Genomic DNA, 23,968 nt, shown 5'->3' on the forward strand with positions numbered 1-23,968 from the left:
GTTCAGAGGCCGATGGTGCCGTCTGCGCCCCCGATTCCGGGGTCCTCGGCCGATCCCGCGGCTGGGAGCGCACCGGGCCGCACGAAGCGGCCAGCGCGCATCAGACGCACGCGCTCCTCCGAACCGCAGCTCGATGCGGCGGCCCGCCACGACCTCAAACGTGCCGAGCGTGCGCGCCGCGCCTACGAGCGCGGGGAGGCGAGACGTTTCACCCGCCGGTCCCGGCGCAGGCGCATCACCTGGCTCGTGAGCGGCCTGTCCCTGCTCCTGGTCGCGGGGTTCGTCACCGGAGCGGTGTATTCCCCGCTGCTCTCGCTGAAGACGATCCGGGTCGAGGGCGCATCCCGGGTGAGTGCGGCCAGCGTCCGCGCCGCCGTCGATGGCCAGATCGGCCGGCCCCTCGCCCTCGTCGACTTCGGTTCGATCACCAGGTCTCTCGGCAAGTTCCCCCTGATCCGCAGCTTCGTCACGGAGACGGTGCCACCCGACACGCTGATCATCCGCATTGCCGAGCGGGCGCCGATCGCGACTCTCGCGACCTCGGATGGATTCTCCGTGGTCGATCCCGCCGGGATCGTCATCGACACCGCTGCAGAGCGGCAGCCCGGCTTGCCGCTCATCGAGCTCGGCTCCGCCACGGAGAAGAGTCCGGCCTTCACCGCGGCGGTCGGTGTGCTTCTCGCCCTTCCGTCCGAACTGTTGAAGAAGGTCGATACGGTCACCGCCCAGACCTCGGATGACGTGACCCTCACCCTCACCGGCGGTCAGTCCGTCGCGTGGGGGAGCGCGGAGCAGTCCGCGCTCAAGGCCAAGGTGCTCGCGGCCGTCATCACCGTGGGCGGCACGACCACGAAGTACGACGTGTCGGCTCCGACTCATCCGGTGCTCGGCGGCAACTGACGCCAATCTCGCCGCGACTTGGCGACACGCTGGACGTCTTCTCGGCAGCATCGCGCCCCGCCCCTTAACTTCGAAACAAGAAACCTATACTGAGCATAACTTTAAGGCTCAGGTAAAGGTTGAAAGTTCCTACCGGAGGCCGGACGTGACAACGAACCAGAACTACCTAGCCGTGATCAAGGTCGTCGGCATAGGCGGCGGCGGAGTCAATGCCGTCAACCGAATGATCGAACTCGGCCTTCGCGGCGTCGAATTCATCGCCATCAACACCGACGCCCAGGCGCTGCTGATGAGCGACGCGGACGTCAAGCTCGACGTCGGACGCGAGCTCACCCGCGGACTCGGCGCCGGCGCCGACCCCGAGGTCGGCCGCCGCGCAGCCGAGGATCACGCGGAAGAGATCGAAGAGGCACTGGCCGGCGCGGACATGGTCTTCGTGACAGCGGGAGAGGGTGGCGGAACCGGCACCGGCGGCGCGCCAGTCGTAGCGCGGATCGCGAAGTCCATCGGAGCGCTCACCATCGGTGTCGTCACGCGACCGTTCGGATTCGAGGGCAAGCGCCGAGCCGCACAGGCAGACGTGGGAGTCGCCGCCCTCAAGCAGGAGGTCGACACCCTCATCGTGGTGCCCAACGATCGCCTCCTCGAGATCAGCGACCGTGGTATCTCGTTCCTCGAAGCGTTCGCCACCGCCGACCAGGTGCTCCTCGCCGGTGTGCAGGGCATCACCGACCTCATCACGACCCCCGGACTCATCAACCTCGACTTCGCCGACGTCAAGTCGGTGATGCAGGGGGCCGGATCGGCGCTCATGGGAATCGGCTCGAGCCGCGGCGCGGATCGGGCCATCAAGGCCGCTGAGCTCGCCGTTGCGAGCCCGCTCCTCGAGGCGTCCATCGATGGAGCCCACGGGGTGCTCCTGTCGATCCAGGGCGGATCAAACCTCGGGATCTTCGAGATCAACGACGCGGCCCGGCTCGTGCAGGAGGCCGTGCACCCCGAGGCCAATATCATCTTCGGTGCGGTGATCGATGACACCCTCGGCGACGAGGTGCGGGTCACGGTCATCGCTGCCGGTTTCGACGGCGGAGAGCCTGTGCTGAAGAAGGAAGAACGTCGCGGCAGCACCGGCGACGTCACGGCCTCCGCGCCTGTCTTCGCTTCAGCGCCCGCCGCCACCGGTGCCATCGAGCCGGAGACGAGCAGCGTGCCCAACTGGGCCGCAGAGCCCGAAGTTCCTACCGCGCCGAAAGACCCGGTATTCGATGACGGCGATGACGACCTGGATGTCCCCGATTTCCTCAAGTAGTCCCACCCTCGCGGAGCGCCTCGAAGTAGTGCGCGCGGGCATCGCTGCGGCGGCCCTCGAGGCGGGACGCGGGGTGGACGAGATCACGACCATCGTCGTGACCAAGTTCCACCCTGCATCCCTGGTGCGGGAGTTGTACGCCCTCGGGGTGCGTGAGGTGGGGGAGAACCGCCACCAGGAGGCTCAGGCCAAGGCCGCGGAACTCGCCGATCTCGATCTGGGCTGGAACTTCATCGGCCAACTCCAGAGCAAGAAGGCGAAGCAGGTGCGCGCGTACGCGCATTCCGTTCATTCGCTCGACCGGACATCCGTCATCGAGGCGCTCGGCAGCGAGCACGGAGCGTCGGTCGAGTGCTTCGTGCAGCTCAATCTCACCGATGATCCCGGCCGAGGCGGCATTCGGGACGCCGAGCTCGAGCAGACGACGGAACTCGTGCTCGCGACTCCGGGCCTCGAACTGCTCGGCGTGATGGCCGTGGCTCCCGTGGGTGAAGATCCGAGGCCAGCATTCGTGCGGGTGCGCGAGGCCTCAGAGCGGATGCGGCGGCTCGCGCCCGACGCGCGCTTCATCTCCGCCGGAATGTCGGGCGACTATCGGGAGGCGATTCTCGAGGGCGCGACACACCTGCGGATTGGTTCCGCAATCACGGGAAACCGCCCGACCCCCGGTTAATCTGAATTCATCAGTTCCACCACAGGAGGCACGTAATGGCTAACCCACTTCGCAAGACCATGGTCTACCTTGGCCTCGCCGATGAGGAGTTCGACTACGAGGATGCCGCGCCCGTGGCTCCGGCACCTGTCGCCCGCGAGGTGCGGGAGTCTGCCCAGGCCGCGCAGTCCTCCGGTACCCGCGCCCCCGTCACGCCCCTTCGCCGCGCTCCATCACAGAAGAATGCCTCACACTCCGATATGAACGAGATCCTCACCGTCCACCCGCGCCAGTACAAAGACGCTCAGGCCATCGCCGAGGCGTTCCGCGACGGCATCCCGGTGATCATCAACCTCTCCCAGATGAGTGAGCCGGAAGCCCGTCGACTCGTCGACTTCGCGAGTGGACTGTCGCAGGGTCTCTACGGCAAGATCGAGCGCGTCACCAGCAAGGTCTTCCTACTGTCTCCGGCGCACGTCGCCGTCAGCGGTGACCAGGCCTCCGTTGAGTCCGACGTCGATGCGTCGTTCTTCGCCCAGTCCTGAGCGATCCTGCCAGTCCTCGTCCAATAAGACGCTCCCGGTAAGTGCTCCCGGCGCGCGCGCCCTAGTCTGACAACGTGACCTCAAACCCCTTCGCCATCCCAGCCAGCATCGCGTATTACCTGCTGCTGCTGTATTTCTTCGTGCTGTGGGGCAGATTCATCCTCGATCTCGTGCGCAACTTCTCGCGGGGATGGCGCCCGCACGGCTTCGGCCTCGTGGTCTCCGAGTTCGTCTTCGCCCTCACCGACCCGCCCATCTCCCTCGTGCGACGGGTCATCCCCACGATCCGTATCGGCGGATTCGCGCTCGACTTCGCCTGGAGCATCGTGATGATCGTCACGCTGATCCTGCTCTCCATCGCATCCGCCCTCAGCGTCTGATGCATCCGATGCCGGTTTCGCTCCGGCTGGTGGGGTACGGCGCGCCGTAGCCCGGGATGCACAGCACTCCCTGTGTACTCTGGGAGCGTGGTCGAACACCACGCGGCATCACGACCCGATGACGCCGTCAGTTTGCTAGCGTTAGCTGACTGTTATTAGCGCTGTACCAGATGAGTTTTTTGAGGTGGCACCCATGGCACTTACGCCTGAAGATGTAGTCAACAAGCGATTCCAGCCGACCAAATTCCGTGAAGGGTACGACCAGGACGAGGTCGATGACTTCCTGGACGAGGTCGTCGTGGAGCTTCGCCGTCTCAACCAGGAGAACGAGGAGCTACGCCAGCGCCTCGTGGCCGGCGAGTCCCGCATCAGCGAGCTCCAGCGCAGTGCCGCGCAGCCCGCCGCCCTCACCGAGGCCCCGCAGCCCCAGGCTCCGGCCGAGCAGGGCCAGCTCGCCCAGGCTCTGCCCCGCTTCGGCGAGACCCCCGTCGCCGCTCCCATCGAGCCCGCTCCCGCACCCGTGCCGGCTCCGATCGCCTATCCCTCGCCAGAACAGAACGCGATCGATTCTGGCAACACCAACAACCTCCTGCAGCTGGCGCGCAAGCTCCACGAGGAGCACGTGCGCGAGGGCATCGAGAAGCGCGACGCGCTCATCGCCGAGGGCCACGCCACCGCCGCTCGGGTCGTGAGCGAGGCCGAGGCAGCGCAGCGTTCACAGATCTCCCAGCTCGACAACGAGAAGGCTGCTCTCGAGCAGCAGAAGACCACGATCGAGCACCAGATCGAAGACCTGCGCACCTTCGAGCGGGAGTACCGACAGAAGCTCAAGGGCTACATCGAGGGCCAGTTGAAGGAGCTCGACGCCACCGAGCCCGCTCCGGCAGCCCCCGAAACCCCGGCTCCTGTCGCCTCCGCCCCTGTCGCCGCGGCCCCGTACGAGAGCGTGCCGGCAACCAGCGGATCCTATGACCTCGGCTCGTCCGACGGTGTGCAGTCGCCGCCCGCCAGCTTCCAGGGCTTTGGCGGCAACTGAACCGCAGGCGAAGGATCCCGCGTCCAAGGTCAGCGGCTCGGCGGTCAGCGTCAGGGCGCTCATCGCGCTGGCCCTCGTCGCGGTAGTCGTCTACAGTCTCGACCAACTCACCAAGTTTCTCATCGTCAGCAAGCTGGCTGAGGGGGAGCAGGTGAAGGCGATCGGGGAGCTCCTGCAGTTCCACTTCGTCAAGAATTCGGGTGCGGCCTTCTCGATCGCGAGCGGGTCCACCTGGATCTTCTCCATCGCGGCATCCGCCGTCACGATCTTCATCATCGGGTTCGCGCGCCGCATCCGTTCGGTCGGCTGGGCAGTGCTGTTCGGGATGCTCCTCGGCGGCACCACCGGAAACCTCACCGACCGCCTCTTCCGGGAGCCGGGTTTCGGAGTCGGACACGTCATCGACTTCATCCAGGTGCAAGGCTTTCCGGCGATCTTCAACATCGCGGATTCGTTCATCGTCGCGAGCATGGGGCTCTTCATCTTGCTGACGCTCCGGGGAATCGGGCTCGATGGTCGCAAGGCATCCGACCGTCATCCCGCAGTGGCGACCGAAGCCGGGGCTGACGTCTCTCACACCGATATCCACACCACCGACACCAAGTAGGCATCCCCATGGAATCGCGCAGCCTCCCTGTACCGGACGGGCTCGCCGGGGAACGTGTCGACGCCGCCCTCGCGAAGCTGATGGGCTTCTCGCGCAACTTCGCCGCGGAGATCGCCGAAGCCGGGGGAGTGGTCGCCGACGGGATCACGCTGGGCAAATCCGACCGGTTGCGGGCCGAGAGCTGGCTCGAGGTCACCTGGCAGCCGAAGGTCGCCCCGTCGATCGAACCCATCGTCGTTCCCGATCTCGGCATCGTGTACGACGATGACGACATCGTGGTGGTGGACAAGCCCGTCGGCGTCGCTGCGCACCCCTCGGCGGGATGGACCGGACCGACGGTGCTGGGGGCACTGGCGGGAGCGGGATTCCGCATCTCCACCTCTGGCGCTGCGGAGCGCGCGGGAATCGTCCATCGCCTCGATGCGGGCACGAGCGGTCTCATGGTCGTGGCGAAAAGCGAGCGCGCCTACACGGAACTCAAGCGGCAGTTCCACGATCGCGAGGTCGACAAGATCTATCACGCCGTCGTTCAGGGGCATCCGGATCCGCTCTCCGGAACTATCGATGCGCCGATCGGGCGGCACCAGTCATCGAGCTGGAAGTTCGCGGTCACCTCGGACGGCAAGAACTCCGTGACCCACTACGAGACTCTCGAGGCCTTTCCCAGCGCCTCGCTGCTCGAAGTGCACCTCGAGACAGGCCGCACGCACCAGATCCGGGTTCATATGGCAGCCCAAAGGCACCCCTGCGTTGGCGACGCGATGTACGGGGCCGACCCCACGATCTCCGCGCGACTCGGCCTCACCCGGCAGTGGCTGCACGCGAAACAGCTCGGTTTCACGCACCCCGGAACGCAGGAGAGGGTGCTCTTCACGAGCGAGTATCCGGCCGACCTGCAACACGCGCTCGACGTGCTCCGCGGCGACTGACCGAGGCTTAAGCTGGATGCCCACCCCCGGTCAGTAAGGCTCAGGAATTGCCCCACAGCAACGATTCATTCGTGCACCTGCACGTGCATAGCGAATATTCGATGCTCGATGGTGCCGCCCGCATCGGCCCGCTGATGAAGGCGGCTTCCGAGCAGGAGATGCCGGCCATCGCGATGACCGACCATGGCAACATGTTCGGCGCGTACGACTTCTGGAAGCAGGCGACGGCCAACGGGGTGAAGCCGATCATCGGCACCGAGGCTTACATCACGCCCGGCACCGCGCGCCAGGACCGCACCAGGGTGAAGTGGGGTGCGAACCACCAGAACCAGGATGACGTCGGCGGTTCGGGTTCGTACACGCACATGACACTGCTCTCGCAGAACAACGAGGGCATGCACAACCTGTTCCGGCTCTCCTCCCTCGCCTCGATCGAGGGCTATTACTTCAAACCGCGCATGGACCGGGAGCTGCTCAGCACCTACAGCAGTGGCATCATCGCGACCACGGGATGCGTGGGAGGCGAGGTGCAGACGAGGCTCCGTCTCGGCCAGTACGAGGAGGCCCGAAAGGCCGCCGCCGACTTCCGGGACATCTTCGGCGAGGGCAATTTCTTCGCCGAGGTGATGGACCACGGCATCGATATCGAACGCCGCACCATGGAAGACCTGCTGCGGCTCGCCAAAGACCTGAACCTCCCGCTGCTGGCGACGAACGATCTCCACTACACGCACGCCCACGACTCCACCGCCCACGCGGCGCTGCTCTGCGTGCAGTCCGCGTCGACGCTCGACGACCCCAACCGCTTCAAGTTCGATTCGAACGAGTTCTACCTCAAGTCGGCCGCCGAGATGCGGCACCTGTTCCGCGACCATCCCGAGGCCTGCGACAACACGCTCCTCATCGCAGAGCGGTGCGACGTGACCTTCGAACACCGCAACCTCATGCCGCGCTTCCCGGTGCCCGAGGGGGAGACCGAAGCCACCTGGTTCGAGAAGGAGGTGAACGCTGGCATGCTGCGGCGCTTCCACAATGCGCCGTCGGAGGCGCACCTCGCCCAGGCGAAGTACGAGGTAGACGTGATCAAGCAGATGGGATTCCCCGGCTACTTCCTCGTCGTGGCGGACTTCATCACCTGGGCGAAGGCGCAAGGCATCCGGGTCGGGCCGGGGCGCGGATCCGCTGCCGGCTCCATGGCCTCCTACGCGATGGGCATCACCGAACTCGACCCGCTGGCGCACGGCCTCATCTTCGAGCGGTTCCTCAATCCCGAGCGCGTGTCGATGCCCGATGTGGATGTCGACTTCGACGATCGGCGACGCGGCGAGGTCATCCGTTATGTCACCGAGAAGTACGGCGACGACCGGGTCGCGCAGATCGTCACCTACGGCACGATCAAGGCGAAGCAGGCCCTCAAGGACTCGGCCAGAGTGCTCGGGATGCCTTACGCGGTGGGCGAGAAGCTCACGAAGGCGATGCCCCCGGCCATCATGGGCAAGGACATCACCCTCAGCGAGGTGCTCGACAAGGCCGCCCCACGCTGGAAGGAGGCCGCAGACTTCCGTGCCGTGCTCGAGACCGACCGGGATGCCGCGACGGTCTTCGAGACCGCGCAGGGCATCGAGAACCTCAAGCGCCAGTGGGGAGTGCACGCCGCGGGAGTGATCCTCTCGGCAGAGCCGCTCATCGACGTGCTGCCGATCATGAAGCGTGAAGACGACGGCGCGATCATCACCCAGTTCGACCAGCCGCCGCTCGAGTCCCTCGGGCTCATCAAGATGGACTTCCTCGGGCTCCGCAACCTCACCGTCATCGAAGACGCGCTGCGGATGATCGAGAGGAACACCGGCTCCAAACTCGTGATCGAAGACCTCGACCTCGATGCCGACCAGAAGACGTACGACCTGCTGGCCCGCGGCGACACGCTCGGCGTGTTCCAGTTGGACGGCGGGCCGATGCGCTCGCTGCTCAAGCAGCTCAAACCGACGAACTTCGAAGACATCTCTGCGGTGATCGCCCTGTACCGGCCCGGCCCCATGGGAATGAACTCCCACACCAACTACGCGCTGCGCAAGAACGGCCTGCAGACGATCGACGCGATCCATCCCGAGCTCGCGGAGCCGCTGCGGGAGAGTCTCGGCATCACCTACGGTCTCATCGTCTACCAGGAGCAGGTGATGTCGGTCGCCCAGAAGGTGGCCGGGTTCACCCTGGGACAGGCCGACGTGCTCCGGCGGGCGATGGGCAAGAAGAAGAAGTCGGAGCTCGACAAGCAGTACGCCGACTTCGAGGCCGGTATGACCGGCAACGGCTACAGTGCCCAGGCGGTGAAGGTGCTCTGGGACACCCTGATGCCCTTCGCCGACTACGCCTTCAACAAGGCCCACAGCGCCGGCTACGGCGTGCTGAGCTACTGGACCGCCTACCTCAAGGCCAACCATCCCGCCGAATACATGGCGGCGCTCCTCACCAGCGTCGGAGACTCGAAAGACAAGCTCGGGATGTACCTGAGCGAGTGCCGCCGCATGGGCATCCGGGTGCTTGCCCCGGACGTGAACGAGTCGAGCGGAGACTTCACCGCGGTGCCCAATGAGGCGGGGGTGGGCGACATCCGCTTCGGTCTCGGCGCGATCCGCAATGTCGGAACCAACGTCGTCGAAGCGATCGCGAAGTCCAGGGAGGAGAAGGGCCGCTTCGAGTCCTTCCACGACTTCCTTCGCAAAGTGCCGATCCAGGTCGCCAACAAGCGCACGGTGGAATCGCTCATCAAGTCCGGCGCCTTCGATTCCACCCGGGCGACCCGACGGGCGCTCCTGGAGATCCACGAGGATGCCATCGACTCCGCCGTGAGCGACAAGCGGGCCGAGGCCAACGGACAGGTCGGGTTCGACTTCGACAGCCTCTGGGATGAACCGCAGGCCGTGAACCGGGTGCCCGATCGCCCCGAGTGGTCGAAGCGCGACAAGCTCGCGTTCGAGCGCGAGATGCTCGGGCTCTACGTGTCTGATCATCCGCTCGCCGGTCTCGAGCTCCAGCTGGCGAAGCTCGCCGGTTCGACGATCACCGACGTTCTCGCCGGAGAGGTCGCCGGAGACGGGGAACACGTGACAGTCGCCGGTCTGATCACCTCTGTGCAGCATCGCACGGCTCGAAATTCCGGCAACCAGTACGGGCTCATCACCGTCGAGGACTTCGCGGGGGAGATCACGGTGATGTTCCTGGGCAAGGCATATCAGGAGTTCTCACCCGCGCTCACCAACGATGCCATCGTCGTCGTTCGCGGACGGGTCAGCATGCGCGACGACGGAATGAACCTGCACGCGTCGAGCATGTTCACGCCCGACCTCGGCCAGAGCCTCGGTTCGGGACCGCTCACTATCTCGATGCCGGAATTCCGGGCGACGACGGATGTGGTGACGCAGTTGAACGACGTGCTCATCCGGCACTCCGGCGACACCGAGGTGCGGCTCAAGCTCGTCAAGGGCGAGACCGCGCGGGTGTTCGAGATCCCGTTCCCGGTCTCGGTCAATGCCGACCTCTACGGCGAGCTCAAGTCGCTCCTCGGTCCGAACTGCGTGGTCTGACCGCTCGGTCGACTAGGGCTGCAGCACGATCGGCGGGTAGCTGATGCGGGTGGAATACCAGTTCCAGCGACCGCCGGCCGTCTGCTCGATGTAGGCGTAGACGGGCTGGGTCGCTGGCAGGTTCGAGTAGACGATCGAGATCGACTGGGTTCCGTTCACCACCCGGGTGCCGAGGCCGGACACGCCGGGCAGGAACGACAGCCCCTGAACTGTGAAGGTGACGGGCCCCGAGGTCTCCACGGCGAAGGAGATCACATAGGTCGCTGGCGACGTCGCCCCGTAGGCGCCGGGCTCGAAGTGCACCTGGGCAGTGGGATTGCGGCTCGGGGTCAGGGCGCGCTCGAAGCCCGCGTAGGGGGTCGCCGCATCCGTCTGCACGATCGTGGGCATGATCAGCGTGGTGTTGGTGCGCCCGAGCCCGATGGTCTTGGTGGGGCTGAGGGTGTCGATGGTGCGGAACCAGAGGTGCCAGGGAATGTAGCGATTCGACGGCGTGTAGGGGAGGGCCACATCGCGCAGGTCGAGTGTGTCGGCGAACGAGTCGACATCGGCCGAGGTCCGGTCGAATCGGGTGTGATCGAGCTCGGTGCGGTCGAGTTCGGTGTGGTCGAGATCCGGGGTCTCGGCGCGGGAATCGATGGTGGTCATGGAATGCTCCTCAGTGACGGGACTGATTTATCCCGGTACCACCAAGGAGCACACTGCCCCGGATCAGATACACCCCGGGGGATACACCCCGGGGGAAAGGGCAACGCGCCGACTAGACGGTCTCGCCGGGCTTCAGGTAGGTGCGCTCGTGATAGAGCAGCGCGGCATCCGGTTCCCCCAGGGCGCCTTCTTCTACCTGCACCACGACCACGACGTTGTTGGCGACGGGGAAGCGCTCCACGATGCGCCCGACCATCCACGAGGTGACGCCCTCGAGGATAGGGAGGCCGTGCGGCCCCGGCGCCCAGTGATCGCCTTCGAAGCGCAGGTCGTGGTCCCCGGACATCCGCTCCGCCAGGTGGCGCGTCCGCGCCCCCATGGTCTGGATGGCCACCCAGTCCGTGCCGGCGACGGCGGGCCAGGCGCTGGCCACCTTCGCCATGTTGAAGGTCGCCAGCGGCGGCACGGCGGCGAGAGAGGCGAGGGATGTCGCGGTGAATCCGACGGGCTTGCCCTCCGGAGTGAGGGCGGTGATCACGACGACACCGGCCGCATGTCGGCGGAACGCGTGCTTGAACGCGGCGAGACCGTCCGGCTCTTCCGGTGTGACCACGGGCGCTTTCTCATCCATACGGCTATCAATTCTGTGTCGACTGGCGATATTCCCCCGGCGGTCGGGTGACTCCCACGAAGGTGCCAGAGAGGGTCCCCTAGGATTGGCTCGCCATGATCCAGACCATTGACCTTCGGGGACTTAAGCCTAGCCGCGCCGAATTGCTCGCCCTCGTTCCGAGGTCACTAACCGACGTAAACGCCGCGTCGGCGATCGCGCAAGAGCTCATCTCCGACGTGCGAGAGCGGGGCGAGGAGGCCATTCTCGACCAGGCCGAACGGTTCGACGGCGCGCGCCCGGCGCTCGTGCGTCAGGATGTCGCGCACATCTCGGCGGCCGTGCGAGCCCTCAGCGTTCCGGTGCGCGACGCGCTCGAAGAGGCGATCGTGCGCGTGCGTGCGGCCTCGGAGGCCCAGCTGCCCTCGCCGCGTGTGACCACTCTCGGGCCCGGCGCCGAGGTCATCCAGCGCTGGAGCCCGGTTGCCCGCGTCGGCCTGTACGTGCCCGGCGGCAAGGCCGTGTACCCCTCGAGCGTCGTCATGAACGTGGTGCCCGCGCAGGTCGCGGGGGTGTCTTCCGTGGCGCTCGCCTCGCCGGCGCAGCGACAGTTCGACGGAGACATCCACCCCACCATCCTCGGAGCGGCAGGGCTTCTCGGCATCGACGAGGTCTACGCCATGGGCGGTGCCGGTGCGATCGGCGCCTTCGCCTGGGGGGTTCCCGGTCTCAGCCTCGATCCCGTCCAGGTGATCACCGGCCCGGGCAATGTCTACGTGGCCGCGGCCAAGCGCATCGTGCGCGGCCAGGTCGGAATCGACTCCGAGGCCGGGCCGACAGAGATCCTGGTGATCGCGGATGCCACCGCCGATCCGTTCCTCGTCGCGACCGACCTGATCAGCCAGGCCGAGCACGACGAACTCGCCGCCGCGGTGCTGGTCACGGACTCGGTGGACCTCGCCGACCGCGTGCAGGAGCAGCTCCTCAGGCTCGCCCCCCTCACGCCGCACAGCTCTCGCGTCGACATCTCGCTTCGTGGCGTGCAGTCGGCGGTCGTGCTCGTCGACAACATGGTGGCCGCCGCGGCCTTCAGCAACGTCTATGGGCCGGAGCACCTCGAGATCCAGACGGCCGACCCCGGCCAGGTGCTCGATCTCATCGAGAGCGCCGGCGCGATCTTCCTCGGAGCGCACTCGCCCGTGAGCCTCGGCGACTACCTCGCCGGGTCGAACCACGTGCTCCCCACCGGAGGGCAGGCGAGATTCACGCCCGGTCTCGGTGCCTACACCTTCCTGCGCCCCCAGCAGGTGATCCGCTACGACCGCGACGCACTCAAAGCCGTGGGAGACAGGGTGGTCGCGCTGGCGACCGCCGAAGACCTGCCTGCGCACGCCGCCGCGATCACCGCGCGGTTCGCCGGACAGTAGCCAACGCCGCGAGCGAGCCTCGGCGCGGTATCCTGTCAGCACCATGTTCTGCCCCTTCTGCAGGTATCCCGATTCCCGTGTCATCGACTCGCGCACGAGCGACGACGGCATGTCGATCCGCCGTCGCCGCCAGTGTCCGGACTGCGGCCGACGCTTCTCCACCACCGAGACCGCGAGTCTCAACGTCGTGAAGCGCAGCGGCGTCGTGCAGCCCTTCAGCCGGGAGAAAATCGTCTCCGGCGTGCGCAAAGCCTGCCAGGGCCGACCGGTCACCGATACGGATCTGGCGATGCTCGCCCAGCGGGTCGAGGAGACGATTCGTGCCACCGGCGCGTCCCAGGTGGATGCGAACGACATCGGACTCGCGATCCTGCCTCCACTGCGAGAGCTCGACGAGGTCGCCTACCTGCGCTTCGCCAGCGTCTATCAGGGGTTCGACTCCCTCGAGGACTTCGAGGCGGCCATCACCCTCCTCCGGGTCGAACACGACGCCGCAGCCGAGGTCACCGAGAACTGATGGCGGCCGCCGGGCCGGTAGCCTGAACCTGGCATGTATCGACTACTCTTCAGGCTCGTCCTCACCCGGCTCGATCCGGAGACCGCGCACCACCTCGCGTTCGACGTGATCCGCTGGCTTCCTCGCATCGGACTCGGCGCTATCCTCCGACGACTCAGTCGTCCCGGCCCGTCCCTCGCGGTCGAGACCCTTGGCCTGAGATTCGGCTCACCTTTCGGCGTCGCCGCCGGTTTCGACAAGGACGGCCGAGCAATCCAGGGCCTCGGCCAGCTCGGATTCGGCCACGTTGAGGTTGGCACCATAACGGCGATCGCGCAGCCGGGAAACGAGCGTCCGCGCCTGTTCCGGCTGATTCGCGACAACGCGGTGATCAACCGCATGGGCTTCAACAATCGGGGAGCGGCGGATGCGGCACCTCGATTCGCGCGCGAGCTGGCCCGCGGCATCCGTCCGGTCATCGGCGCGAATATCGGAAAGAGCCGCGTCGTCGATGTGGATGACGCGATCGCCGACTATCTCGTCAGCGCACGCCTGCTGGCGCCGGTGAGCGACTACCTCGCGGTGAACGTGAGTTCCCCGAACACTCCGGGTTTGCGCGGACTGCAGGAGCTCGACAAGCTCACCCCCCTGCTCACCGCCGTGAACGCCGCCGCGGGAGACACCCCCGTGCTCGTGAAGATCGCGCCGGACCTCACCGACGACCAGGTGCGGCGAATCGCTGAACTCGCGGTGGAACTCGGCCTCGCCGGCATCATCGCCACAAACACGACCCTGTCCCGTGACGGGCTGGTGACAGATGCTGCGATCGTCGAGGCTGCAGGAGCGGGAGGGCTCTCCGGCGCTCCCCTCGCCGGCCGATCGATCGCGGTGCTCCGCATCATCCGCACCGCCGTGCCGGAGGACTTCTGCGTGATCTCCGTCGGGGGAGTGGACACCGCCGCGGACGTAGCAGAACGCCTCGCCGCCGGTGCGACCCTCGTGCAGGGCTACACCGCGTTCCTCTACCGTGGGCCACTCTGGGCGCGGTCGATCAACCGCGGGTTGGCGAAGCTCGGCCGCTGAGCCGAATGCCGCTGAGCCGCTGAGGCGAATGCCGCTGAGCCGAAACGAGCCGCTGAGGCGAACGCGGCTGAGGCCGCATTCCACCGGGCCGCGTTCCGCCGAACGCTGCCGGCGCGATATCCGCCGCGGCGGGGGATACGCCCTGTCGCGGCGGCATATTGGTACCGCGGAGGGAGTCATAACTCCCGCCGCGAGGTCTTAGTCCCGCCAAGAGCCGCGAGGGAGCTTATTCCCGCCACGAGCGTCGAGGGAGCCCAGTCCCGCCGCGAGCGTGGCGGGGGATACGCCCTCTCGCGGCGGCATAGTGGCACCGCGGAGGGGGTCGTAAACCCCGCCGCGAGGTCGTAGTCCCGCCGCGAGGTCGTAGTTCCGGTCCCGCTAAGAGCCGCGAGGGAGCCTGGTCCCGCCGCGAGCCGCGAGGGACGCCCGCCGCCCCGCGCAGACGGGGTGCGCGTCAGGCCGGGAAGTCTCCGCGCTTCACCTGAGGCTTCGGCAGGCGCATCGGACGAAGCTGCAGGGCCCGCATGGCGGTGTACCAGCGGTTGCCCTTCTGCACCTTCTCTTCGCCGTATTTCGCGGTCAGCTTGCGTTGGATCAGCACACCGGCGATGATGCAGTCGATAACGGCGATGAGGAAGAAGCCCCAGAGCGCGAAGATGGCGATCGACTGGACGACGGCGTTGTTGATGAAGGTGAGGATGATCACCAGGAACATCACCGGGATGATCAGTTCGCCGACGCTCCAGCGTGCATCGACGTAATCGCGGATGTAGCGACGCTGCACACCCTTGTCCTTCGTCGGCAGGTACTTCTCTTCGCCCTTCGCCATGCCGACGCGGGCTTTCTCGCGCGCTTCGTTCATCTTGGCGCGGGAGGCCTTGTTGCCGGCCTTGCGGTCGCTCGACACGAGCGGGCGCATGTTCGCGGCCTCGCGCTCCTTGCGCGTCGGCGTGGCATGACCCTTGCCGCTCGAAATGCTGTCTGTGTTGAGGTCGTAACCGGCCGCCGGGTCGGTCTTGCTCGAACTGTCTGGCTTGGCCACTGGAGATTCCTACCGATCGATGTCTGCTTAAGATTACCTTCATGTCTTCTCCAGCGGCCACACGTCCAGAACTCCTCCAGACTCTCCGCGACTCCGTCGCCGGCGGATTCCCCGTCGCCGTCGCCGATCTGTCGAAACTGGTGCGCATCCCCTCGGTCTCTTGGGCTGCCTTCGATCCGCAGCCGGTCAGCGATAGCGCGGATGCCGTTGCCGCCCTCGTCACCGGGCTCGGTGTCTTCGAGACGGTGCAGGTGGCTCGCGCCCCGATCGGAACGGGGGCGGATGCCCCGCTCGGCCAGCCCGCCGTTCTCGCGACTCGCGCCGCCCGCAACGGGCGGCCCACCATCCTGCTCTATGCGCACCACGACGTGCAGCCGCCCGGCAAGGACGAGGACTGGGACTCCCTCCCCTTCGAGCCAACAGTGCGGGGCGACCGCCTGTATGGTCGCGGCGCCGCAGACGACAAGGCCGGAGTCATGGCCCACATCGCCGCGATCCGTTCCTTCGTCGAGACCGTGGGACCGGACTTCGACCTGGGGCTCGCGCTCTTCATCGAGGGGGAGGAGGAGTTCGGTTCGCGATCGTTCACGAACTTCCTCAGCGCGCACCGGGCGGAACTGGCCGCGGGCGTCATCGTCGTCGCCGATTCCGACAACTGGGACGTCGACACCCCGGCCCTCACCGTCGGTCTCCGCGGTAATGTCACGTTCCGCCTCACGGTCTCGACGTTGGAGCACGCCTCACACTCCGGAATGTTCGGGGGAGCGGTTCCGGATGCCATGCTCGCGGCCATCCGCCTGCTGGCCACCCTGCACGCCGAAGACGGATCCGTCGCGGTCGAGGGCCTCAGCTCGCGGGAGGCCGCGACGCCCGATTACCCCGAGGAGCAGCTGCGCCACGAGGCGGCCCTGCTCGAAGGCGTGTCTCCGATCGGCTCCGGCACCATCCTCAGTCGCCTCTGGTCCAAACCGGCCATCACCATCACGGGAATCGATGCTCCGAGCGTCGGGAACGCCTCGAACACGCTTTCCCCCTCGGTCAGCGTCAAGATCAGCGCGCGGATCGCCCCCGGCCAGCAGGGCACCGAGGCCTTCGCGGCCCTCGAGAGCCACCTCCGCTCGAACGCGCCATTCGGTGCCCACATCGAGATCGACGACGTGGACACCGGAAACGGATTCCTGGTCGACACGAGCGGCTGGGCGGTGACCGAGGCGAAGACCTCGATGACGGATGCCTGGGGAGTCGACGCCGTCGAGACCGGTATCGGCGGGTCGATCCCCTTCATCGCCGACCTCGTCGAGATGTTCCCCGCGGCACAGATCCTCGTGACCGGGGTCGAGGATCCCGACTCGCGCGCGCACAGCCCCAATGAGTCTTTGCACCTCGGAGTGTTCCAGCGGGCGATCCTCACGGAGGCAGTTCTGCTTGCGCGACTCAACGAACGCCACTGAGACGCGCGCGGAAGCTCGCAGGAACAATATCCAGCATCCGATGCTTACACTTGATACCAGAAGTCGCCGACCCTAAGGAGTTGTCATGACCGACACCGCGCTGACCGACACCGCGCTGACTGAAACCAAGTCCGTCGAGACGACGTCCGAAGCCTCCGCTCACGGCGTCGGCCTCACCGACACCGCAGCCACGAAGGTGCGCAGCCTGTACGAGCAGGAGGGCCGAGACGACCTCCGCCTCCGTGTCGCCGTGCAGCCCGGCGGATGTTCCGGCCTCATCTACCAGCTCTACTTCGACGAGCGCCTGCTCGACGGCGACGCCACCGTCGACTTCGACGGTGTCGAGGTCGTCGTCGACAAGATGAGCGTGCCCTACCTCGATGGCGCCACCATCGACTTCGAAGACACCATCCAGAAGCAGGGCTTCACCATCGACAACCCCAACGCCTCGGGCAGTTGCGCGTGTGGAGACAGTTTCCACTGAGGCCAGACCCGTAGTGAGAGCACGCTAACAGCGGGCTCCCACGCGGCATCCAGAGAAGGGAATCGCCGACGGCGGTTCCCTTTTTTGCTGCTCGAATGCAGGGAAATTGCCGGTTCGGGGGCCCATTCCGTCCGAGAGCGCGCGTCCTGCGGAGTAGGCTAAGACCACCAAATATGCTGGGATTCGTCCCAGCAGTTGTCCTGTATGTCCGTGTCATCCGAGAGGTTCCAGGTGCGCTCCAACCGCCGTCTTCGATGGGCAGTAGCTCCAATCGCTGTCACGCTCGTCGTCATTCTGGCCGGCTGTAGCCAGCAGCAGCTTCGGGGCTTCCTCCCCGAAGGCTCCGCCGGCGCGACCAACCACACCTCGGGCATCACCGGCCTCTGGGTCACGTCCTGGATCGTGCTGCTCGCCGTCGGCATCATCACCTGGGGCCTCATCATCTGGGCCGCCATCGTCTACCGCCGCCGCAAGGGTCAGACCGGCCTTCCGGTGCAGTTGCGCTACAACCTGCCGATCGAGATCTTCTACACGATCGTGCCGCTCATCCTCGTGCTCGGTTTCTTCGCCTTCACGGCCAAGGAGCAGAACTCGATCGAGCACGTCGTGAAGAACCCCGACGTCAAGGTCGAGGTCTACGGCAAGCGCTGGGCGTGGGACTTCAACTACCCGGGTGTCGGTCCCGGTGGCAACGGCGTGAACTCCCCGGGCATCCAGGCCCAGGAGCTCGAGAACGCCGATGGCAGCATCGATCGTTCCAAGATCCCCACCCTCTACCTGCCGGTCAACAAGAGCGTCCAGATCAAGATCGAGAGCCGGGATGTCGCCCACTCCTTCTGGGTCATCGACTTCCTCTACAAGAAAGACAACATCCCCGGCAAGGACAACTACGAGTACGTCACCCCGACGAAGCTCGGTACCTTCGAGGGCAAGTGCGCGGAATTGTGTGGCGACTACCACTCGCTGATGCTGTTCCAGGTGAAGGTCGTGACGCAGTCGGAGTTCGACGACTACATCCAGAGCCTCGCCGACAAGGGCCAGACCGGAATCCTCGGCCCGGAGTACAACACGAACACGAACCAGCCTGACAACAAAGCACCGTCGGCCGAGAAGTAGGGCGATCACCATGAGCACAGCGACAGCACCCGCACCGACTCCAACGGTGGGCGGCACGAGCAACAGCCAGTTCACGACCTCGCGGGTGGGCCCCAAGGGCAACATCCTGGTCAGCTGGATCACCACCACCGACCACAAGAAGATCGGGTACCTCTACCTGATCACCTCTTTCCTGTACTTCCTGCTCGGTGGAGTGATGGCACTCGTCATCCGCGCCCAGCTGTTCGAACCCGGACTGCAGATCGTCGCGACGAAGGAGCAGTACAACCAGCTCTTCACGATGCACGGCACGATCATGCTGCTGATGTTCGCGACGCCGCTGTTCGCCGGCTTCGTCAACTTCCTGATGCCGATCCAGATCGGTGCTCCGGATGTCGCGTTCCCGCGTCTGAACGCCTACGCCTACTGGCTCTACAGCTTCGGTTCGCTCATCGCCGTCGCCGGATTCCTCACCCCCCAGGGTGCGGCGTCGTTCGGTTGGTTCGCCTACGTGCCACTGTCGACCACGACCTTCTCGCCATCGCTCGGAGGCAACCTCTGGGTCTTCGGACTGGCCCTGAGTGGGTTCGGGACCATCCTCGGAGCCGTGAACTTCATCACGACCATCGTGACGATGCGCGCGCCAGGCATGACGATGTTCCGCATGCCGATCTTCGTCTGGAACGCGCTCGTCACCTCGATCCTCGTGTTGATGGCCTTCCCGGTACTGGCCGCGGCCCTCTTCGCCCTCGGGTCCGACCGTGTCTTCGGATCGCACCTCTACAACGTCGAGGCGGGTGGTGCGATCCTCTGGCAGCACCTCTTCTGGTTCTTCGGGCATCCCGAGGTCTACATCATCGCGTTGCCGTTCTTCGGAATCATCTCCGAGGTGCTCCCGGTCTTCAGCCGCAAGCCGATCTTCGGCTACAAGACCCTCGTCTACGCCACCATCTCCATCGCGGCGCTGTCCGTCACGGTGTGGGCTCACCACATGTACGTCACTGGCTCGGTGCTCCTGCCGTTCTTCTCCCTCATGACGATGCTCATCGCGGTGCCCACCGGCGTGAAGATCTTCAACTGGGTCGGCACGATGTGGCGGGGATCCGTGACCTTCGAGACCCCGATGCTCTGGGCCATCGGATTCCTCATCACCTTCACCTTCGGTGGTCTTACCGGCGTGATCCTCGCCTCGCCGCCGCTCGACTTCCACGTCTCGGACACCTACTTCGTCGTCGCCCACTTCCACTACGTGGTCTTCGGCACAGTCGTCTTCGCCATGTTCAGCGGCTTCTACTTCTGGTGGCCGAAGTGGACCGGCAAGATGCTGAACGAACGCCTGGGCAAGATCCACTTCTGGTTGCTCTTCATCGGGTTCCACACCACGTTCCTCGTGCAGCACTGGCTCGGTGTGATGGGGATGCCGCGTCGCTACGCGACCTACCAGCCACAGGACGGGTTCACCTGGATGAACCAGCTCTCCACCGTGGGAGCCATGATCCTCGGCGTCTCGATGCTTCCGTTCATCTTCAACGTCTACATCACAGCGCGCACCGCGCCGCGCGTGACGGTGAACGACCCCTGGGGCTACGGACGCTCGCTCGAGTGGGCGACCTCGTGCCCGCCGCCGCGCCACAACTTCACGTCGATCCCGCGCATCCGTTCCGAGTCTCCCGCCTTCGACCTCAACCACCCCGAAGCGGGGATCCCGGTAGGGATCGGCGGGGCCGGCCCGTTCAAGGATGCGCCGGAAGCAGCGACCTACGATGTCGCCGACGGACAGGTGAAGTAGAACAATGAACGCCCAAGCGAAAATGCTCTGGATCCTGTGCGCGTTCTTCATCGCGGCAGACATCACCTATGTGACCTGGAGCATCATCCAGCACAACACCGGTTACGTCACCCAGCTCGGCGGAACCCAGGGCGGGGGAGAGGGCTCACCCGTCGAGTGGGTTGGCGCGGTGGCCATCGGGCTCGCTGCCATCCTCTCGGCATTCGTGGCCTTCTACCTCGGGCGCACTAATAAGTCCGTCGGCGGACTGCTTCCCGAGGACCGTCTGGACGCCAACATCGACGACGGAGACCCCGAGCAGGGATTCTTCAGCCCCTGGAGCTGGTGGCCCATCATGTTGGCCGCCGGTGGGGCGCTCCTGTTCATGGGAATCGCGATCGGAGTATGGATTGCCTTCATCGGTGCCGCGATCACCCTGATCAGTCTCGTAGGGTGGGTCTATGAGTACTACCGCGGAAACTTCGCCCGCTAGCCCGACCAACGTGCGACTGGCGTCCCCCGCCGATCGCGACGCCGTATTCGCTCTCGTCGAGCAGCTCGGTATCGGCGAGAAGCCGAACCGGGAATCGTTCGCCGAGGCATTCGCTCACGGCGTGGAGCCGAGCAGGGACCACCTGCTGCTCGTCGCCGAACTCGACGGTGTCGTCTCGGCATACGCCTATACGACGATCGAGCGGTTGCTCTACACGAACGGCGACTCCGCCCAGCTGCAGGAGCTCGCGGTGAACACCCCCGCGCGCGATCGTGGCCTCGGCAGCCTCCTGGTGGCCGCCATCGAGGACGAGTGCCGGTCCCGGGGCGTGCGCCAGCTCACGGTGGCCAGCAGTCACGCGGCTCGGTTCTATGAGCGGCTCGACTACCGCTCGACCTCCGACTTCCTGAAGAAGAGCTTCGTCAACGACTGAGCCGAGGCTCTCGTGTCACAGAAGTCGAGGGATCCGTCCGTCAGCTGAGGCGCGCGGCCTGTGGCCGTCGTCATCCCCTGTTCGAACTTCGGGTAATCCCGACGGCGGATGCGCCCCTGGTGCCTGTAAGACGGACTTACTCGCGGCCCGCCGGAACGCCTATCCTGCGATAGCCCGGATCCTGCGTGAGCCCGAGAATCGGCTCGCTCAGCCCCCGGGCCCGGACACGACTGAAGCCCCGGCCGATCATGCTGGCCGGGGCTTCAGTTCGTCACTCAGTTCGAGCTAGTGGTGGCCGGAGCGCTCCACCTCGGACTTCGTGGCCGGCGCGATCCGATCCTCGAAGAACCAGCGGGACAGGGCCGCGCGGGTGCGCTGGGCTCCGGAGATGCGACCGTTGGCATCCGGGCGGATCATCAACGGGGTGTACTCGTTGAAGCTCACCAGGCGCCAGCGCTCGTAGTCGTCGAGCTGCTCGTGCACCTCGATGTACTCACCACCCGGGAGTCGCACGATACGGCCGGATTCGAAGCCGTGCAGCGCGATCTCGCGATCCTTCTTCTGCAGGCCGAGGCAGACGCGCTTCGTGATGAAGAACGCGAGCACTGGGCCGAGGAAGAAGAGCACCTGGAGCACGTGGATGACGCCCTCGATGGTGATCTTGAAGTGGGTCGCCATCAGGTCTGAACTGGCTGCCGCCCAGAGCACCGCGTAGAAGGTGACTCCCGTCGCTCCGATCGCCGTGCGGGTGGGCGCGTTGCGCGGTCGCTCGGCGATGTGGTGCTCGCGCTTGTCGCCCGTGATCCAGGCCTCCACGAAGGGGTACGTCGCGACGATGCCGAGGAAGGCGATCAGGATCACGGTGATCACGATGATGTTGAAGGAGTAGGTGTGGTTGAACCACACGACCTCCCACCCCGGCGGGATCAGACGGAGCATGCCGTCGGCGAAGCCGATGTACCAGTCCGGCTGGGTGCCGGCGGACACGGGGGACGGGTCGTACGGACCGTAGGTCCAGATCGGGTTGATTGTGAAGAACGAGGCGATCAGAACGATCACTCCGAAGACCACGAAGAAGAATCCTCCGGCCTTGGCGGCGAAGATCGGCATGATCGGCACACCGACGACGTTGTCGTTGGTGCGTCCCGGTCCGGCGAACTGGGTGTGCTTGTTGACGATCATCAGCAGGAGATGGGCACCGAGAGCCGCCACCAGGATGGCCGGCAGCAACAGGATGTGGATCGAGTAGAACATCGCCACGAGCTTGGTGCCCGGGAACTCACCACCGAAGAGGAGGTAGGAGATCCAGGTTCCGACCACTGGGATGCCCTTGATGATCCCGTCGATGATGCGGAGTCCGTTACCGGAGAGCAGGTCGTCGGGCAGCGAGTATCCGGTGAATCCCTCGGCCATCGCCAGCACGAACAGCACGAAGCCGATGAACCAGTTGATCTCACGCGGCTTGCGGAACGCACCGGTGAAGAACACGCGGAGCATGTGCAGGCCGATGGATGCCACGAAGAGCAGCGCGGCCCAGTGATGGATCTGGCGGAACAGCAGCCCACCACGCACGTCGAACGAGATGTTGAGCGACGAGGAGTACGCGGCCGACATCTGGATGCCCTTGAGCGGCACGTAGGAGCCGTCGTAGGTCACCTCCGCCATGGACGGCTGGAAGAAGAACGTGAGGAACGTGCCCGAGAGCAGGATGACGACGAAGCTGTAGAGAGCGACCTCGCCGAGCATGAAGGACCAGTGGTCTGGGAAGATCTTGCGACCCAGCTCCTTGACCAGGCCCGAGATGCTCGTGCGCTCGTCGATGTAGTTGGCTGCAGCCCCTGTGAATCGTGCCCCACGACTCGGTGCTGCTGCCGTCGACGTCTCGGTGATGGTCGGGGCGGCAGCGGGCTTGGTTTCAGTGACGGTCATGCTCGCTCCCAGAAACTCGGTCCGACGGGCTCATGGAAGTCGCTTTGCGCGATGAGATATCCCTCGGAGTCGATCGCGATGGGCAACTGCGGCAGTGGGCGTGCAGCCGGACCGAAGATGACCTCGCATTCGTTGGTGACGTCGAAGGTCGAGGAGTGACACGGGCAGAGCAGATGGTGCGTCTGCTGCTCGTAAAGCGCTACCGGACATCCGACGTGGGTGCAGATCTTGGAATAGGCGACGATGCCGTCGTAATTCCAGGATTCGCGGCCTGCGGAGATGTTGAGATCCGCGGGCTTGAGGCGCATCAAGAGGACTGCAGCCTTCGCTTTTTGTTCGAGTCGATCTTCCTTGTCATTGAGCCCCTCGGGGATGACGTGGAAGACAGATCCGATCGTGACGTCCGCAGCCCTGATCGGGGTGCCGGACGGGTCGTGGGTGAGCCGAGTTCCCTTGGCCCACATGGTGTGCTCGAGCTGGGGAACCGGATCCGCGGCGGGAGCCAGGTCACGGAACAGCACGACTGCCGGCAGCGGGAACGCGACGAGGGCGCCGACGAGGCTGTTGCGGATGAGCGTGCGGCGCCCGAATCCGGACTCCTGGTTGCCCAGCTTGAAGATCTCCACGGCCTTCTCGCGGGTGGCCTCGGTTCCGCGGGTGAGATGACGCGACTCTGACATCTCGTCGCCACGCATGAGGTTCTTCGACCAGTAGATCGCGCCGATTCCGATGGCGAGCAAGCCGAGCGAGATGCCGAGACCCAGGAAGACGGTGTTGAGCCGCACCGAATTGGTGTCACCCGGCACGATCGGGAACGCCACGTAGGCCGCGACGGCGAAGACGCTGCCGACGATCGAGAGGAAGAAGAGCGTGTAGACGCGACGCTCGGCGACGCGATCCTTCTGAGGATCGAGGTCGGTGGCGCGAAGTCGGTGTGGGGGGAGTCCCGGGTTCTCAAAGGCATCGGAAGCGACGACTGCCGTGCCGGTCTTGGCCACGGGGGGTTCGCTTCGGACTACGGCCGACCCGGCAGCGGCGTTTGTGCCACCGTCGTCGTGCTGTGCCAT

Annotated in this window: 23 protein-coding genes; 18 read left to right on the forward strand and 5 right to left on the reverse strand. The window is 65.7% G+C overall.

The features are described 5' to 3' along the window. Positions 1–15 precede the first annotated feature (15 nt). The 9 genes from F1C58_RS06730 (at position 16) to dnaE (ending at position 9,942) form a co-directional block, all read left to right on the forward strand. A complete protein-coding gene (locus F1C58_RS06730; protein WP_219732046.1) occupies positions 16–900 on the forward strand; it encodes an FtsQ-type POTRA domain-containing protein in 885 nt (294 codons plus the stop codon). 145 nt (positions 901–1,045) lie between these two features. Next, the gene (ftsZ, locus tag F1C58_RS06735) at positions 1,046–2,209 is read left to right on the forward strand and encodes a cell division protein FtsZ (protein ID WP_185203653.1); all 1,164 of its coding nucleotides are present in this window, start codon (positions 1,046–1,048) and stop codon (positions 2,207–2,209) included. Next, complete coding sequence (locus F1C58_RS06740) at positions 2,187–2,882, forward strand: YggS family pyridoxal phosphate-dependent enzyme (RefSeq protein ID WP_255461315.1); 696 nt, start codon at positions 2,187–2,189, stop codon at positions 2,880–2,882. The genes ftsZ and F1C58_RS06740 overlap by 23 nt, the downstream gene beginning before the upstream one ends. 35 nt (positions 2,883–2,917) lie before the next feature. After that, on the forward strand, positions 2,918–3,406 hold the full coding sequence (locus tag F1C58_RS06745; protein ID WP_185203655.1) for a cell division protein SepF: 489 nt from the start codon (positions 2,918–2,920) through the stop codon (positions 3,404–3,406). Between the two features lie 74 nt (positions 3,407–3,480). After that, a complete protein-coding gene (locus tag F1C58_RS06750; RefSeq protein WP_185203656.1) occupies positions 3,481–3,786 on the forward strand; it encodes a YggT family protein in 306 nt (101 codons plus the stop codon). Positions 3,787–3,979: 193 nt separating this feature from the next. Continuing rightward, a complete protein-coding gene (locus F1C58_RS06755; protein WP_185203657.1) occupies positions 3,980–4,822 on the forward strand; it encodes a DivIVA domain-containing protein in 843 nt (280 codons plus the stop codon). After that, a complete protein-coding gene (gene lspA, locus F1C58_RS06760; RefSeq protein ID WP_255461317.1) occupies positions 4,809–5,429 on the forward strand; it encodes a signal peptidase II in 621 nt (206 codons plus the stop codon). Before F1C58_RS06755 ends, lspA begins: the two co-directional genes overlap by 14 nt. Before the next feature lie 8 nt (positions 5,430–5,437). After that, a complete protein-coding gene (locus tag F1C58_RS06765) occupies positions 5,438–6,358 on the forward strand; it encodes an RluA family pseudouridine synthase (RefSeq protein ID WP_185203659.1) in 921 nt (306 codons plus the stop codon). Positions 6,359–6,459: 101 nt separating this feature from the next. Beyond that, entirely contained in the window at positions 6,460–9,942 is a 3,483-nt protein-coding gene (gene dnaE, locus F1C58_RS06770; RefSeq protein WP_370543706.1) for a DNA polymerase III subunit alpha, read from the forward strand. 12 nt (positions 9,943–9,954) lie between these two features. On the opposite strand, the gene F1C58_RS06775 is transcribed toward dnaE, so the two are convergent. Together F1C58_RS06775 and F1C58_RS06780 are read right to left on the reverse strand one after the other, a co-directional pair. After that, positions 9,955–10,590, reverse strand: coding sequence for a hypothetical protein (locus F1C58_RS06775; RefSeq protein ID WP_185203661.1), 636 nt, complete (start codon positions 10,588–10,590; stop codon positions 9,955–9,957). 112 nt (positions 10,591–10,702) lie between these two features. Further along, a complete protein-coding gene (locus F1C58_RS06780; protein ID WP_185203662.1) occupies positions 10,703–11,221 on the reverse strand; it encodes a flavin reductase family protein in 519 nt (172 codons plus the stop codon). Between the two features lie 95 nt (positions 11,222–11,316). On the opposite strand from F1C58_RS06780, the gene hisD reads away from it, so the two are divergent. Genes hisD through F1C58_RS06795 form a run of 3 tightly spaced genes read left to right on the forward strand, consistent with a single transcriptional unit; the run spans position 11,317 to position 14,206 of the window. Next, on the forward strand, positions 11,317–12,627 hold the full coding sequence (hisD, locus tag F1C58_RS06785; protein WP_185203663.1) for a histidinol dehydrogenase: 1,311 nt from the start codon (positions 11,317–11,319) through the stop codon (positions 12,625–12,627). Positions 12,628–12,670: 43 nt separating this feature from the next. After that, positions 12,671–13,144 carry a transcriptional regulator NrdR gene (gene nrdR, locus F1C58_RS06790; protein WP_185203664.1) on the forward strand — a complete coding sequence of 158 codons (474 nt, stop codon included), beginning with the start codon at positions 12,671–12,673 and terminating at the stop codon, positions 13,142–13,144. Positions 13,145–13,177: 33 nt separating this feature from the next. Beyond that, positions 13,178–14,206 (forward strand): quinone-dependent dihydroorotate dehydrogenase, encoded by a 1,029-nt coding sequence (locus F1C58_RS06795; protein WP_185203665.1) that lies wholly within the window; start codon positions 13,178–13,180, stop codon positions 14,204–14,206. 454 nt (positions 14,207–14,660) lie between these two features. On the opposite strand, the gene F1C58_RS06800 is transcribed toward F1C58_RS06795, so the two are convergent. Then, positions 14,661–15,248, reverse strand: coding sequence for a DUF3043 domain-containing protein (locus F1C58_RS06800; protein ID WP_185203666.1), 588 nt, complete (start codon positions 15,246–15,248; stop codon positions 14,661–14,663). A 41-nt stretch (positions 15,249–15,289) separates the two neighbouring features. On the opposite strand from F1C58_RS06800, the gene F1C58_RS06805 reads away from it, so the two are divergent. The 6 genes from F1C58_RS06805 to F1C58_RS06830 all read left to right on the forward strand — a co-directional run bounded on the left by F1C58_RS06805 (position 15,290) and on the right by F1C58_RS06830 (position 20,972). Then, the gene (locus tag F1C58_RS06805; RefSeq protein ID WP_185203667.1) at positions 15,290–16,699 is read left to right on the forward strand and encodes a dipeptidase; all 1,410 of its coding nucleotides are present in this window, start codon (positions 15,290–15,292) and stop codon (positions 16,697–16,699) included. A 100-nt stretch (positions 16,700–16,799) separates the two neighbouring features. Further along, positions 16,800–17,183, forward strand: coding sequence for an iron-sulfur cluster insertion protein ErpA (gene erpA, locus F1C58_RS06810; protein WP_185204030.1), 384 nt, complete (start codon positions 16,800–16,802; stop codon positions 17,181–17,183). 204 nt (positions 17,184–17,387) lie between these two features. Next, complete coding sequence (gene coxB, locus F1C58_RS06815) at positions 17,388–18,299, forward strand: cytochrome c oxidase subunit II (RefSeq protein WP_185203668.1); 912 nt, start codon at positions 17,388–17,390, stop codon at positions 18,297–18,299. A gap of 10 nt (positions 18,300–18,309) precedes the next feature. After that, positions 18,310–20,067, forward strand: coding sequence for a cytochrome c oxidase subunit I (gene ctaD, locus F1C58_RS06820; RefSeq protein WP_185203669.1), 1,758 nt, complete (start codon positions 18,310–18,312; stop codon positions 20,065–20,067). Positions 20,068–20,071: 4 nt separating this feature from the next. Then, positions 20,072–20,539 carry a cytochrome c oxidase subunit 4 gene (locus F1C58_RS06825; protein WP_185203670.1) on the forward strand — a complete coding sequence of 156 codons (468 nt, stop codon included), beginning with the start codon at positions 20,072–20,074 and terminating at the stop codon, positions 20,537–20,539. Further along, positions 20,508–20,972 carry a GNAT family N-acetyltransferase gene (locus F1C58_RS06830; protein WP_185203671.1) on the forward strand — a complete coding sequence of 155 codons (465 nt, stop codon included), beginning with the start codon at positions 20,508–20,510 and terminating at the stop codon, positions 20,970–20,972. Before F1C58_RS06825 ends, F1C58_RS06830 begins: the two co-directional genes overlap by 32 nt. A gap of 285 nt (positions 20,973–21,257) precedes the next feature. Here the strand turns inward: F1C58_RS06830 and F1C58_RS06835 are convergent, their stop codons facing one another. Then, positions 21,258–22,901: a cytochrome bc complex cytochrome b subunit gene (locus F1C58_RS06835; RefSeq protein WP_185203672.1), complete on the reverse strand. Its 1,644-nt coding sequence runs from the start codon at positions 22,899–22,901 to the stop codon at positions 21,258–21,260. Then, complete coding sequence (locus F1C58_RS06840; protein WP_185203673.1) at positions 22,898–23,968, reverse strand: ubiquinol-cytochrome c reductase iron-sulfur subunit; 1,071 nt, start codon at positions 23,966–23,968, stop codon at positions 22,898–22,900. Before F1C58_RS06840 ends, F1C58_RS06835 begins: the two co-directional genes overlap by 4 nt.

Origin of the sequence: Glaciihabitans sp. INWT7, assembly GCF_014217685.1 — a bacterium.
GTDB lineage: Bacteria > Actinomycetota > Actinomycetes > Actinomycetales > Microbacteriaceae > Lacisediminihabitans.